This is a genomic window from Streptomyces sp. NPDC006450, assembly GCF_040612195.1.
GTDB lineage: Bacteria > Actinomycetota > Actinomycetes > Streptomycetales > Streptomycetaceae > Streptomyces.
Map to the genome: position 1 here is coordinate 21,406 of NZ_JBEXPT010000072.1, position 13,267 is coordinate 34,672.

Here is a 13,267-nt window from a genome sequence, read left to right on the forward strand (position 1 = left end):
AAGGGTGCTCCCGCATGCCCGAAACGCCCGAGCCGCCGAAGCCGCCGAAGCCGCCGAGATCCGGTTCCGGTTCCGGTTCCGGATCCGGATCCGGTACCGACCTGCGCCGTGGCGCGCTCGGTACCGCCGACATCTCCTTCTTCGTCGTCTCCGCCGCCGCCCCGCTCACCGTCATGGCCGGCGTCGCCCCCGTGGCGATCCTCCTCGGCGGCATCGGCGCCCCGGCCGGCTACCTCCTCGCCGGCCTCACGCTCGCCGTCTTCGCCGTCGGCTTCACCACCATGAGCCGCCACATCCGCAGCGGCGGCGCCTTCTACGCCTACATCGCCCGCGGCCTCGGCAAGCGCGTCGGCATCGGCGCCGCCCTGCTCGCCCTCATCGGCTACAACGGCATGGAGATCGGCGTCTACGGGCTCCTCGGCACCACCACCGCGGACACCGGGCGGGCCCTCGCCGGCCTCGACGTCCCCTGGCTGCCCGTCTCCCTCGCCGGCCTCCTCCTCATCTGGTACGGCGGTTTCCGCTCCATCGACTTCGGCGCCAAACTGCTCGGCGTGCTGCTCGTCGCCGAGACCGGGATACTCGTCCTGCTCGCGGGCGGCGTCCTGCTGGAGGGCGGCGCCCACGGCCTCTCCGCCGGATCCTTCGCCCCCGGCGCGGTGCTCGTCCCCGGCACCGCCGCCGTCCTGGCCTTCGCCTTCGCCGCGTTCACCGGCTTCGAGTCCACCGTCATCTACCGCCGCGAGGCCCGCGACCCCGAGCGGACCATCCCGCGCGCCACCTACATCGCCGTCGCCTTCCTCGGCCTCTTCTACGCCTTCATCGTCTGGACCGTCATCCAGGCCTTCGGATCCGGCGAGGTCCTGGCCGCGGCCGCCGAGGACCCCGCCGGCCTCTTCTTCACCGCCATCACCACCTACGTGGGCCCCTGGGCGGCCGACCTGATGCACGTCTTCATCGTCACCAGCGTCATCGCCTCCCTCCTCGCCTTCCACAACGCCATCAACCGGTACGCGCTCGCCCTCGCCGAGGAAGGTGTCCTGCCCGCAGCCCTCGGCCGGATCCACCCGCGCCACGGCTCCCCCTACGTCGCGGGCGCGGCGCAGACCGCCCTCGGCGCCGTCATCGTCCTCGGCTTCGCCCTCGCCGGAGCCGACCCGTACCAGCAGCTCCTGCTCTGGGTGAACACCCCCGGCATGATCGGCCTCATGGCACTGATGCTGCTCGCCGCCATCGCCGTACCCGTCTACTTCCGCCGCGTCCGGCACGACGAGGGGCCCTGGCGGACCCTGATCGCGCCCGTCACGGCCGCCGTGCTGCTGACCGTCGCGATCTGCCTGGTCGTCTCCAAGGTGGCCCTGTTCACCATGGCCTCCACCACCGTCAACACCCTCCTCGTGGCCCTCGTCCCCGTCGTCTTCCTCGCCGGGCTCGTCCTCGCGCAGCGCCTGAAGACCCGCCGCCCCGAGGTCTACGCCCGATTCGGCGAAGAGCCCGTAGAGGCCGTAGAGGCCGTAGAGGCCGTGAGGGGCACAGAGCCCGCCACCGCTCCCGAAGGAGAAGAACTGCCGTGCCCGCTGCCGACACCGTCCTCACCGGAGCCCGCGTCCGCACCCTCGACCCCGCCCGCCCCGAGGCCCGCGCGGTAGCCGTCCTCGGCGGCGAGATCGTCGCCGTCGGGGACGAGGCCGAGGTCCGCGACTGGCGCGGCCCCGGCACCGAGACCGTCGACCTGGCCGGCGCCACCCTCACCCCCGGTCTCACCGACGCCCACAGCCACCCCGTCTGGGGCATCGAGATGGCGGAGGGCACCGACCTCTCCGCCGTCACCGATCTCGACCAGCTCCGCGCCGCACTGCGCACCGCCGACCGGGGCCCCGGCGGCTGGGTCACCGGCTTCGGCCTCGACCACAACGCCTTCGGCGGCCGCCCCGTCGACAAGGAACTGATCGAGGAGGCCCTCGCCGGAGCCCCCGCCTTCCTGCGCCTCTACGACGGCCACTCCGCGCTCGCGTCCGCCGCCGCCCTGGCCGCCGCCGGGATCACCGGCCCGCGCGCCTTCGCCCAGCGCTCCGAGATCGTCTGCGACCCCGACGGGCGGCCCACCGGGCACCTGATCGAGCACGCCGCCATGGCCCTGGTCGGCTCGCTCGCGCCGAAGCCCACGTACGCCGAGCGCCGGGAACGCCTCACCCGGCTGCTCGGCGACATGGCCGCCACCGGCCTGACCGGCGCACACGTCATGGACCTCGGGGACGGGGACGTACCCGCCCTGCTCGCGACCGCCGAGTACGAGGGCGACCTGCCACTGCGCCTGAACCTCTCGCCCTGGTGCATGCCGGGAGCCACCACCGAGGACCTGGAGGAGCTGATCGGGCTCCAGCGGCTCGTGGGCCGCCACTGGAAGGTCGGCGGGGTGAAGTTCTTCATGGACGGCACCGTCGAGGGCGGCACCGCCTGGCTGGAACACGCCGACTGCCACGGCCGGGGCACCGAGGCCTTCTGGCCCGACCCGCGGGCGTACGCCGAGGCGGTACGGGTCCTCGACGGGGCCGGGGTGCGCACCGCGACCCACGCCATCGGCGACGCGGCCGTCCGGCACGTCCTGGACACCGTGGCCTCCCTGGGCGGGCAGGCCCGGATGCGGCACCGGATCGAGCACATCGAGACGGTCCCCGACGACCAGCTGAAGCGGTTCGCGCAGCTCGGGGTGATCGCCTCGATGCAGCCGCCGCACACCGCGTACACCCGGGCCGACCACAGCGACGAATGGTCCAGGCGGCTGGGGGAGGAGCGGGCCGGCCGCGCCTGGCGCTGCCGGGATCTGCGCGAGGCCGGCGCGGTGCTCGCCCTGGGTTCGGACTGGCCCATCGCCCACTACGACGCCCGCCAGGTCCTGGCCACCGCCCGCGACCCGCGCGGCGCGGCCTCGGCCGGTACGGGGGCCTGGACCGGGGCGGCCCTGAGCGGGCTGATGGCGCTGGAGGGCATGACCTCGCACGCCGCGCTGGCGGCGGGGGAGGGAGCGGTGGCGGGCCGGATCGCGGCCGGTTTCCGGGCGGACCTGACCGCCTTCGGCCTGGACCCGGTGGAGGCTCCGGCGGACGAGCTGGCGCAGGCGCCGGTCCGGCTCACCATGTCGGGAGGCCGCATCACCCACAGGGAGGGGTGATCCACGGGCAGGGAGGAGAGGAGCCGGGGCTCAGCGCTGGAAGCGGGCCAGCGCCGGATGGTTCAGGACGGCCGCCGTCACCGGGTGGCGGCCGGTTTCCTCGGGCCGGCGCGGGAGCCGGTGCGGGAGGGATCCGTACCAGGCACGGGAGACGGTGTAGCCGAAGGCCAGGCAGAGCATGCCGCCGACGGCGTCGAGCCAGAAGTGGTTGGCGGTGGCCACGATCACGACCAGGGTCGCCGTCGGGTAGAGCAGGCCCAGGATCCGGGCCCAGGGGGCGGAGGCGACCGCGAAGATCGTCAGCCCGCACCAGAGCGACCACCCTATGTGCATGGACGGCATGGCCGCGTACTGGTTCGACATGTGCTTGAGGTTGCCCGAGGCCATCGAGCCCCAGGTGTGGTGGACGAGCACGGTGTCGATGAAGTTCTGCCCGTTCATCAGCCGGGGCGGCGCGAGCGGGTAGAAGTAGTAGCCGACCAGGGCCACGCCCGTGGTGGCGAAGAGGACGAGCCGCGTGGCCGCGTAACGCCCGGGATGAAAACGGTAGATCCAGACCAGCACGCCGATGGTCATGACGAAGTGGAGCGTGGCGTAGTAGTAGTTCATGCTCACCACGAGCCAGGTCACCGAATTGACGGCGTGGTTGACCTTCTCCTCCACGGCGATGCCGAGCGACTGCTCCGCCTTCCAGATCCAGTCGGCGTTCGCGAGCGCGGCCGCCTTCTGCTCGGGCACGGCGTTGCGGATCAGCGAGTACGTCCAGTAGCTGACCGCGATCAGCAGGACCTCGAACCAGATCCGGGGTCGCCGGGGGGCGCGCAGCCTGGAAAGCAGTGCGCGGTCGGACGACTCCGGGCGGTCCTGGGTCTCGGTCACGGGGGGTGACGAGACGTCCGTCCGGGTATCCAGTGTCTTCACGCTCGCTTCACCCATAGGAAAAGAGTCTGCCAGATACGGACTCGCCTTCGATCATCCCTTGGGACGGTCTTGGCCGCAGCCTCTCCGCCTCCAGGACGATCCGAGGCCGTGCGCCCCTAGGGGGGTGGGCGGGGTCGCGCCTCAGGGGCGCGCGGCGGACCGCCCCTGCTGCGGGCCGGAAGCGGTCGATCCCCGGACCACGAGCTCGGGGAGGAACACGAACTCGCTGTGCGGGGCCGGCGTACCGCCGATCTCCTCCAGCAGGGTCCGCACCGCGGCCTGGCCCATGGCCTGCACGGGCTGGCGGATGGTGGTCAGCGGCGGATCCGTGAACGCTATGAGCGGGGAATCGTCGAATCCGACCACCGACACGTCCTGCGGGACCTTGAGCCCCTGCTGCCGGGCCGCCCGGATCGCGCCGAGCGCCATCATGTCGCTCGCGCACACCACTGCCGTGCAGCCGCGCGAGATCAGCGCGGCCGCGGCGGCCTGGCCGCCCTCCAGCGTGTAGAGGGAGTGCTGGATCAGCTCCTCGACCTCGTCCTCGCCGAGTCCGAGCCGCTCCTTCATGCCGAGGCGGAAGCCCTCGATCTTGCGGAGCACCGGCACGAACCGCTTGGGCCCGACGGCCAGCCCGATCCGGGTGTGCCCGAGCGCGGTCAGGTGGGTCACCGCGAGCTGCATCGCGGCCCGGTCGTCGGGGGAGACGAAGGGGGCCTGCACCTTGTCGGAGAAACCGTTGATGAGGACGTACGGGACGCCCTGTCCGCGGAGTTGGTCGTAGCGGCCCATGTCGGCCGTGGTGTCCGCGTGCAGCCCGGAGACGAAGATGATCCCCGAGACCCCGCGTTCGACGAGCATCTCCACGAGCTCGTCCTCGGTGGACCCGCCGGGCGTCTGCGTGGCCAGCACCGGGGTGTAGCCCTGCCGGGTCAGGGCCTGGCCGATGACCTGGGCGAGCGCCGGGAAGATGGGGTTGTCGAGCTCGGGGGTTATCAGGCCGACGAGTCCCGCGCTGCGCTGGCGCAGCCGTACGGGGCGTTCGTAGCCGAGTACGTCGAGCGCGGCCAGAACTGATTCACGGGTGCCTGCGGCCACACCGGGCTTGCCGTTGAGCACGCGGCTGACTGTGGCTTCGCTGACCCCCGCCTGGGCTGCGATGTCGGCTAGCCGTGCGGTCACGGGATTGGACTGTACCGGTCGGATGTTCACCATGACCACCACGTGCACGAATCCGGGGGGAGCCGGACGGTGCGGCCGTCCGTCTCCACCGGGGCGCTGGACAGGACGGGGCGTCCGGGCGAGGGCATTTCGAGCGGAACCGGGCGGGTGTTGAGCGTGCACGCGAAGCCGGGGCGGGTGAAGAGCAGCGCCCCCTCGGGCGCGGGCAGCCACTGCATCGCGGGCTCCGCGGCCCCGGTCCCGGCCGCGGCCCCTGCGGTCTCCCCCAGTCCCGCCTCCGGCGCCCCGAGGCCCGGCATCGCGCGGCGCAGTTCCAGGGCGGCGCGGTAGAGCTCCAGGGTGGAGTGGGGGTCGCCGGTCTGCGCGGCGACGCTGAGCGCGCCCCAGCCGGCCGGCTGCGGCAGCCAGCTCCCGGCCGGCCCGAAATCGTACGGAGGCTCCTCGCCGGACCACGGGATCGGCACCCGGCAGCCGTCGCGCAGCCCGCCCTGCCCGGCGCTCCGGGCGAAGGCCGGGTCCCGGCGGGCGGCGTCCGGGAGGTCGGTCACCTCGGGGAGGCCTAGCTCCTCGCCCTGGTAGACGTACGCCGAGCCGGGCAGCGCCAGCATCAGCAGCGCGGCCGCCCGCGCCCGGGCCAGGCTGCCGTAGCGGGTGCGGTGGCGCACGACGTCGTGGTTGGACAGCACCCAGGTGGTCGGCGCGCCGACCGAGGCGGTGGCGGCCAGGGACTCGTCGATGACCGTCCGCAGCGCGGTGGTGTCCCACGGGCAATTCAGGAAGCGGAAGTTGAAGGCCTGGTGCAGTTCGTCGGGGCGGACGTAGAGCGCGAGCCGCTCGGAGGTCGGCGCCCAGGCCTCGCCGACCCCGATGCGCGGGACCTCGTAGGAGTCGAGCAGCCGTCGCCAGGAGCGGTGGATCTCGTGGACGCCGTCCTGGTCGAAGAAGGGGAGCGGCTCGATGCCGATGAGGGTGGCCTGCGCGCCGCGGCCGATGTCCGGCAGGCCCGGGGTCTTGACCATGCCGTGGGCGACGTCCACCCGGAAGCCGTCGACGCCGAGGTCGAGCCAGAACCGCAGGACGGCGGAGAATTCCTCGGCGACCTCCGGGTTCTCCCAGTTCAGGTCGGGCTGCTCGGGGGCGAAGAGGTGCAGGTACCAGGCGCCGTCCGGGGTCCGGCTCCAGGCCGGCCCGCCGAAGACGGACTCCCAGTCGTTGGGCGGGAGCTCCCCGGAGGGGCCCCGGCCGGGGTGGAAGTGGTAGCGCGCCCGGGCCCGCGGCTCCCCGGCCAGCGCCGCCCGGAACCAGACGTGCTGCTCGGAGGTGTGGTTCGGGACCACGTCCACGATGACCCGCAGCCCCAGGGCGTGCGCGGCGCGGATGAGGTCGTCGGCGTCCGAGAGGTCCCCGAAGAGGGGGTCGACGGCCCGGTAGTCGGCGACGTCGTAGCCGCCGTCCGCCTGCGGGGAGACGTAGAAGGGGGTCAGCCACACCGCGTCGACCCCGAGCCGGGCCAGGTGGGGCAGGCGCTCGCGCACCCCGCGCAGGTCCCCGATCCCGTCGCCGTCGCTGTCCGCGAAGGAGCGTACGTACACCTGGTAGATGACGGCATCGCGCCACCAGCCGCCGCTCGCGATGGCGTTGCTGGAAGCGCTTGCAAGCCGGGAGGCGGTCAGCTCATGGGTCATATCGGGTCAACGCGAGTGCGCACCCCCTGGTTGCGGGCCCGGACAGTCGAAGAGGGTTCGAACTAACAGCAAGCTGCGGCAACCGTCCGGACACGTGGATGTAACGATCAACCGTTCTTGCAGAAAATTGCCGCAAGGCCTTTCGGACAGCTTTCAGGCTTGTTACGTTCTCGGCAACTCGGGACCGCGAGGCGCGGCCGGGATCATCGAAGGAGTTCATATGCGGCGTGGCATAGCGGCCACCGCGCTGGTCGCGGCTCTGGCGCTCGCGGCGACGGCTTGCGGCGGTGACACCAAGGACGGCGGCAGCAGCGGCGCCAAGGCGGACGGGGAGCTCTCCGGCACGGTCACGTGGTGGGACACCTCGAACGACGCCGAGAAGGCGTCCTTCCAGAAGATCGCCGAGGCGTTCACCGCCAAGCACCCCAAGGTGACCGTCAAGTACGTCAACGTCCCGTACGGCGACGCGCAGAACAAGGTCAAGAACGCCTTCAGCAGCGGCTCCGAGGCCCCCGACGTGATCCGCGCCGACGTGGGCTGGGTCGCCGACTTCGCCTCCCTCGGCTACCTCTCCGAGGTCCCGGCCGAGACGGCCAAGAAGGTCGACGCCGAGTTCCTGCCCCAGGCCGCCGCCAGCGGCAAGTACGAGGGCAAGACCTACGCGGTCCCGCAGGTCATCGACACCATGGGCCTCTTCTACAACAAGAAGATGCTCGCCGACGCCGGCGTCCAGCCCCCCAAGACGCTGGAGGAGCTGAAGACCGCCGCCGCGGCCATCAAGGCCAAGACCGGCAAGGCCGGCCTCTACCTGCGCGGCGACGACTCCTACTGGTTCCTCCCCCTCATCTACGGAGAGGGCGGCGACCTCGTCGACGCGAGGACCAAGACGGTCACCGTCGACAACGCCGCGGGCGTCAAGGCCTTCAAGGCCGCCCGCGACCTGGTCACCTCGGGCGCGGCGATCACCAACGCCACCGACGGCTGGACCAACATGCAGACCGCCTTCAAGACGGGCGAGGCCGCGATGATGATCAACGGCCCCTGGGCCGTGGCCGACAGCTACGCGGGCGACCAGTTCAAGGACAAGGCCAACCTCGGCATCGCCGCGGTCCCGGCCGGCTCGGTCAAGGCGGGCGCCCCGCAGGGCGGCCACGACCTCGCCGTCTACGCGGGCTCCAAGAACATCGCCGCCGCGAACGCCTTCGTCGACTACATGACCTCGCAGGAGGTGCAGGTCCAGTCCGCCAAGGAGCTGAGCCTGCTCCCGACCCGGACCGCCGCCTACGAGCAGGCCGACGTCAAGTCCAACGAGATGGTCACCTTCTTCAAGCCGGCCGTGGACAAGGCCGTCGAGCGCGCCTGGATCCCGGAGAACGGATCCCTCTTCGAGCCGCTCAAGGTCGAATACACCAAGGCGGTCACCGGGGCGTCGAGCCCGGAGGACGCGGCCAAGGCGGCCGGCGTCGAATTCCGCAAGATCCTCAAGGGTTGGAAGTAGCGAAAAGATGGCTGCTCACACCAGCCAGTCGGTGGCGAAGGCCGCGGGCAGCGAGACCGGTCCTGAGGCCGGTCCCGCCGCCCGCGGCCGGAGCCGCAGGACTGACCGCAGGACCGACGGCAGGACCGGAGGCAAGCCCGGCGGCAACAACCGCCCCGGGCTGAAGCGGGCCCTCGCCACCCACTGGTACGCCTGGGCCATGATCACCCCCGTGGTGCTCGTGCTCGGCGTGATCATCGGCTGGCCGCTCGTCCGCGGCATCTACCTGTCGCTGACCGATGCCACCGAGCGCAACGTCGCCCGCACCATCGGCGCCAACCACATCGAGGCGACGTACCAGTTCGTCGGACTCGACAACTACGCCGACGTCCTCGCCGACCCGGTGTTCCTGCAGCGGCTGGTGTGGACGGTGCTGTGGACCGTCGCCTGCGTGTCGGTCACCTTCGCGCTCGGCCTGGGCCTCGCCACCGTGCTCAACCGCGAGTTCAAGGGACGCGCCGCCTACCGGATGGCACTCATCCTGCCCTGGGCCGTCCCCGGATTCGTCTCCGTCTTCGCCTGGCGGTTCCTCTTCAACCGAGACAACGGCATCCTCAACAAGATCCTCGAGGGCGGCGGCATCTCCGCCGTCCCGTGGCTCGACGACCCGACCTGGGCCAAGATCGCGGTCATCGCCGTCAACGTCTGGCTCGGCGTCCCCTTCATGATGGTCGCCCTGCTCGGCGGCATGCAGTCCATTCCCGGAGAGCTCTACGAGGCAGCCGAGATGGACGGGGCGAGCCCCTGGCAGCGGTTCCGCCACATCACCCTGCCGGGACTGCGCACGGTCAGCATGACCGTGATCCTGCTCTCCACCATCTGGACCTTCAACATGTTCCCGGTGATCTTCCTGCTCACCCGGGGCGGCCCGGGCGACTCCACGGAGATCCTGGTGACCCAGGCCTTCCGCGAGGCGTTCGTGACGAGCCCGCGCGACTTCGCGGTCTCGGCGACCTGGGGCGTACTGATCCTCCTGCTGCTCACGATGTTCGCGCTGGTCTACCGGCGCTCGCTGCGCAAGCAGGGAGAGGTGTGGTGACCGTGACGACCAACTCCGCGAGTCCTGCGAGCTCCGTGAAGGCGGCCCCCGTGAAGACGGGCTCCGTCCGCCCGCGCGGCAAGCGCTCCCCGCTCGCCTCCGCCGGACTGCACGCCACGCTGGCCATCGCCGCCGTGATCGCCGTCTTCCCGGTGCTGTGGGTCCTGCTGACCTCGCTCAAGCCCGCGAAGCACTCCATCTCCACGGACTTCGTCAAGGAACCGACCCTCGACAACTACCGCTACCTGGTGGAGTCGACCTCCTTCCTCACCTGGTTCGGCAACTCCGTCCTGGTCGCCGGCATCACCACCGTCCTCGGGGTGTTCATCGCCGCCACCACCGGATACGCCGTCAGCCGCTTCAAGTTCCCCGGAATGAAGCCGCTGATGTGGACCCTGCTCATCACGCAGATGTTCCCGATGGCCATCCTCATCGTCCCGCTCTACAACCTCATGGGCGACCTGGGGCTGCTGAACCAGCCGCTCGGCCTGGTGATCACGTACCTCACCATCGCCGTGCCGTTCTGCGCCTGGATGATGAAGGGCTTCTTCGACACCATCCCGATCGAGATCGACGAATCCGGCCGCGTCGACGGGCTCAACCCCTTCGGCACCTTCTGGCGCCTCATCCTGCCGCTCGCCAAGCCCGGCCTCGCCGTCACCGGCTTCTACGCCTTCATCACCGCCTGGGGCGAGGTCGCGTACGCCTCCGCCTTCATGGTCGGCGACGAGCACCTGACGCTGGCCGGCGGTCTGCAGACCTTCGTCACGCAGTACACCTCCAACTGGGGTGCGATGAGCGCCGCTTCCATCCTCATCGCCATCCCCGCGGCGTTCTTCTTCCTCTTCGCCCAGCGTCACCTCGTCGCCGGGATGACGGCAGGCGCGACCAAGGGCTGACCAGCCCCGCGCGCACGGGCCGACCACCCGATGCCTGCCCCCTCTCACCCCCGGCCCGATCTCCTCAAGGACGACATGACCCAGCACCTCGCCGCCGAAACCTCGTGGGACGGCCTCCCCACCTCCACCGGCACCCTGCCCGGCTGGTGGAGAGAAGCGGTGATCTACCAGGTCTATCCGCGCAGCTTCGCCGACTCCAACGGGGACGGCATGGGGGACCTCGAAGGCATCCGCAGCCGACTGCCCTACCTCAAGGAACTCGGCGTCGACGCCGTGTGGCTCAGCCCCTTCTACGCCTCCCCGCAGGCCGACGCGGGCTACGACGTCGCCGACTACCGGGCCATCGACCCGATGTTCGGCAGCCTCCACGACGCCGACGCCGTGATCCGCGAGGCGCACGAACTGGGCCTGCGGATCATCGTGGACCTGGTTCCCAACCACTGCTCCGACCAGCACGAATGGTTCAAGCAGGCGTTGCGCGAAGGGCCGGGTACGCCGCTGCGCGAACGCTTCCACTTCCGCCCGGGCCGGGGCGCGGACGGTACGGAGCCCCCGAACGACTGGGAGTCCATCTTCGGCGGACCCGCCTGGACCCGGGTCGCCGACGGGGAGTGGTACCTGCACCTCTTCGCGCCCGAGCAGCCCGACTTCAACTGGGAGCACCCGGCCGTCCAGGACGAGTTCCGCTCGATCCTGCGCTTCTGGCTCGACCTCGGCGCCGACGGCTTCCGCATCGACGTGGCCCACGGCCTGGTCAAGGCCCCCGGCCTGCCCGACCTCGGCCGCGGCGAACAGCTCAAGCTGCTCGGCAACCAGGTGCTGCCCTTCTTCGACCAGGACGGCGTCCACGAGATCTACCGCTCCTGGCGGAAGGTGCTGGACGAGTACGCCGGCGACCGGATCGGTGTGGCCGAGGCCTGGACGCCGAGCGCCGACCGGACGGCCATGTACCTGCGGCCCGACGAACTGCACCAGGCCTTCAACTTCCACTACCTGAACACCGGGTGGGACGCGCAGGCGCTGCGCGCCACCATCGACGAGTCCCTGGACGCGATGCGCCCGGTGGGCGCGCCGACGACGTGGGTGCTGTCGAACCACGACGTCGTGCGTCATGTCACGAGGTACGGGGGAGGGGCCGAGGGCCTGGCCCGGGCGCGCGCGGCCGCGCTGCTGATGCTGGCGCTGCCCGGATCGGCGTACGTCTACCAGGGCGAGGAGCTCGGCCTGCCGGAGGTCGTCGACCTCCCGGACGACGTCCGCCAGGACCCGGCCTTCGCGCGCGGCGACGGACAGGACGGGCTGCGCGACGGCTGCCGCGTACCGATCCCGTGGTCGGGCACCGAAGCCCCTTACGGCTTCGGCGAGGGGGGCAGCTGGCTGCCGCAGCCGGCCGACTGGGCGGGCCTGACCGTGGCCGCGCAGACCGGCGATCCGGCCTCCACCCTGGAGCTCTACCGCGCCGCGCTGCACCTGCGCCGCTCGCACCCGGAGCTGGGCGCGGGCGACGCGGTCCAGTGGCTGGAGGCCCCGGCGGGCGTCCTGGCCTTCCGCCGCGGGGACTTCACGTGCACGGTCAACACCACGGACGGGCCGGTAGGGATGCCCGCGCCGGGCACCGTACTGCTGGCGAGCGGGCCCCTGCCCGACCCGTCGGAGCTGCCGGCCGACACGGCGGTGTGGTGGCGGGGATGACCTCCCCGCTGCGGCTGACGGACATCGCCGCGCAGGCCGCGGTCAGCGAGGCGACCGTCAGCCGCGTGCTCAACGGCAAGGCGGGCGTGGCGTCCGGCACCCGGCACAAGGTGCTGGCCGCCATGGACCTGCTGGGCTACGAACGCCCGGTCCGGCTGCGCCGGCGCAGCAACGGCCTGGTCGGCCTGCTGACCCCGGAGCTGACCAACCCCATCTTCCCGGCGTTCGCCCAGGTCATCGAGCAGACCCTCGCGGGCCACGGCTACACCCCGGTGCTGTGCACGCAGACCCCGGGCGGGGCCACCGAGGACGAGCTGGTGGAGCAGCTGGAGGAGCGCGGGGTCACCGGCATCGTGTTCCTGTCCGGACTGCACGCGGACGCCTCGGCCGACCCGTCCCGCTACCAGCGGCTCGCGGCCCGGGGCGTCCCGTTCGTGCTCATCAACGGCTTCAACGAACAGGTCCAGGCCCCCTTCATCTCCCCGGACGACCGCGCGGCGGCGGAGATGGCGGTCCGTCACCTGGAGGACCTGGGCCACCGCAGGATCGGCCTGGCCATCGGGCCGACGCGCTACGTCCCGTCGGCGCGAAAGGAGGCGGGTTTCGTCGCTGCCCTCCCGTCCGCGGCGGCCGAAGGCCTCATCCAGCGCACCCTGTTCACGGTCGAAGGCGGCCACGCGGCGGGCGGAGCCCTCCTGGACCGGGGCTGCACGGGCATCGTCTGCGGAAGCGACCCGATGGCCCTCGGCGTCATACGGGCGGTCCGCGAGCGCGGCCTGCGCGTCCCGGAGGACATCTCGGTGGTCGGCTTCGACGACTCCCCGCTGATCGCCTTCACGGACCCCCCGCTGACGACGGTCCGCCAGCCGGTCCGCGCCATGGCCACGGCAGCGGTGGGCGCCCTCCTGGAGGCGGTCGCCGGCACCCCGGTCCAGCGCACGGAGTACGTCTTCCAGCCGGAACTGGTGGTCCGGGGGTCCACGGGGCAGGGGCCGGGGGGCGGGTAGGGGCGTCTCGGGGGCGGGGCTTCATCCCCCTCGGTGTGGGCCGGTCCCTCAAGGGCGCTCCCCTTGGTCGCGTCGCTTCGCGATGGCCTTCGGCCACCCTTGACCGACCGGCCCACACCCAAACGCCACAAGA

General features: G+C 71.7%; 10 protein-coding genes. 7 read left to right on the forward strand and 3 right to left on the reverse strand.

The features are described from left to right. Positions 1 to 14: 14 nt before the first annotated feature. Together ABZY57_RS21060 and ABZY57_RS21065 are read left to right on the forward strand one after the other, a co-directional pair. Positions 15 to 1,649 carry an APC family permease gene (locus tag ABZY57_RS21060; protein WP_356514062.1) on the forward strand — a complete coding sequence of 545 codons (1,635 nt, stop codon included), beginning with the start codon at positions 15 to 17 and terminating at the stop codon, positions 1,647 to 1,649. Beyond that, entirely contained in the window at positions 1,571 to 3,172 is a 1,602-nt protein-coding gene (locus ABZY57_RS21065) for an amidohydrolase (RefSeq protein WP_356514063.1), read from the forward strand. The genes ABZY57_RS21060 and ABZY57_RS21065 overlap by 79 nt, the downstream gene beginning before the upstream one ends. A gap of 30 nt (positions 3,173 to 3,202) precedes the next feature. On the opposite strand, the gene ABZY57_RS21070 is transcribed toward ABZY57_RS21065, so the two are convergent. The 3 genes from ABZY57_RS21070 to ABZY57_RS21080 all read right to left on the reverse strand — a co-directional run bounded on the left by ABZY57_RS21070 (position 3,203) and on the right by ABZY57_RS21080 (position 6,960). Further along, entirely contained in the window at positions 3,203 to 4,108 is a 906-nt protein-coding gene (locus ABZY57_RS21070) for a phosphatase PAP2 family protein (protein WP_356514064.1), read from the reverse strand. 126 nt (positions 4,109 to 4,234) lie between these two features. Then, positions 4,235 to 5,275 carry a LacI family DNA-binding transcriptional regulator gene (locus ABZY57_RS21075; RefSeq protein WP_356514066.1) on the reverse strand — a complete coding sequence of 347 codons (1,041 nt, stop codon included), beginning with the start codon at positions 5,273 to 5,275 and terminating at the stop codon, positions 4,235 to 4,237. A 26-nt stretch (positions 5,276 to 5,301) separates the two neighbouring features. Continuing rightward, positions 5,302 to 6,960, reverse strand: a complete 1,659-nt coding sequence (locus tag ABZY57_RS21080; RefSeq protein ID WP_356514068.1) for an alpha-amylase family glycosyl hydrolase — start codon at positions 6,958 to 6,960, stop codon at positions 5,302 to 5,304. A gap of 220 nt (positions 6,961 to 7,180) precedes the next feature. Here ABZY57_RS21080 and ABZY57_RS21085 point away from each other — a divergent pair, with 220 nt between their 5' ends. From ABZY57_RS21085 to ABZY57_RS21105, 5 genes are all read left to right on the forward strand, one after another. Continuing rightward, the gene (locus ABZY57_RS21085; RefSeq protein WP_356514070.1) at positions 7,181 to 8,458 is read left to right on the forward strand and encodes an extracellular solute-binding protein; all 1,278 of its coding nucleotides are present in this window, start codon (positions 7,181 to 7,183) and stop codon (positions 8,456 to 8,458) included. Positions 8,459 to 8,465: 7 nt separating this feature from the next. After that, entirely contained in the window at positions 8,466 to 9,536 is a 1,071-nt protein-coding gene (locus ABZY57_RS21090; protein WP_356514072.1) for a sugar ABC transporter permease, read from the forward strand. 35 nt (positions 9,537 to 9,571) lie between these two features. After that, positions 9,572 to 10,435: a carbohydrate ABC transporter permease gene (locus ABZY57_RS21095; protein ID WP_356514086.1), complete on the forward strand. Its 864-nt coding sequence runs from the start codon at positions 9,572 to 9,574 to the stop codon at positions 10,433 to 10,435. A 75-nt stretch (positions 10,436 to 10,510) separates the two neighbouring features. Continuing rightward, a complete protein-coding gene (locus ABZY57_RS21100; protein ID WP_356514074.1) occupies positions 10,511 to 12,127 on the forward strand; it encodes a glycoside hydrolase family 13 protein in 1,617 nt (538 codons plus the stop codon). Further along, positions 12,124 to 13,134 carry a LacI family DNA-binding transcriptional regulator gene (locus tag ABZY57_RS21105; protein WP_356514076.1) on the forward strand — a complete coding sequence of 337 codons (1,011 nt, stop codon included), beginning with the start codon at positions 12,124 to 12,126 and terminating at the stop codon, positions 13,132 to 13,134. Before ABZY57_RS21100 ends, ABZY57_RS21105 begins: the two co-directional genes overlap by 4 nt. Positions 13,135 to 13,267: the final 133 nt, after the last annotated feature.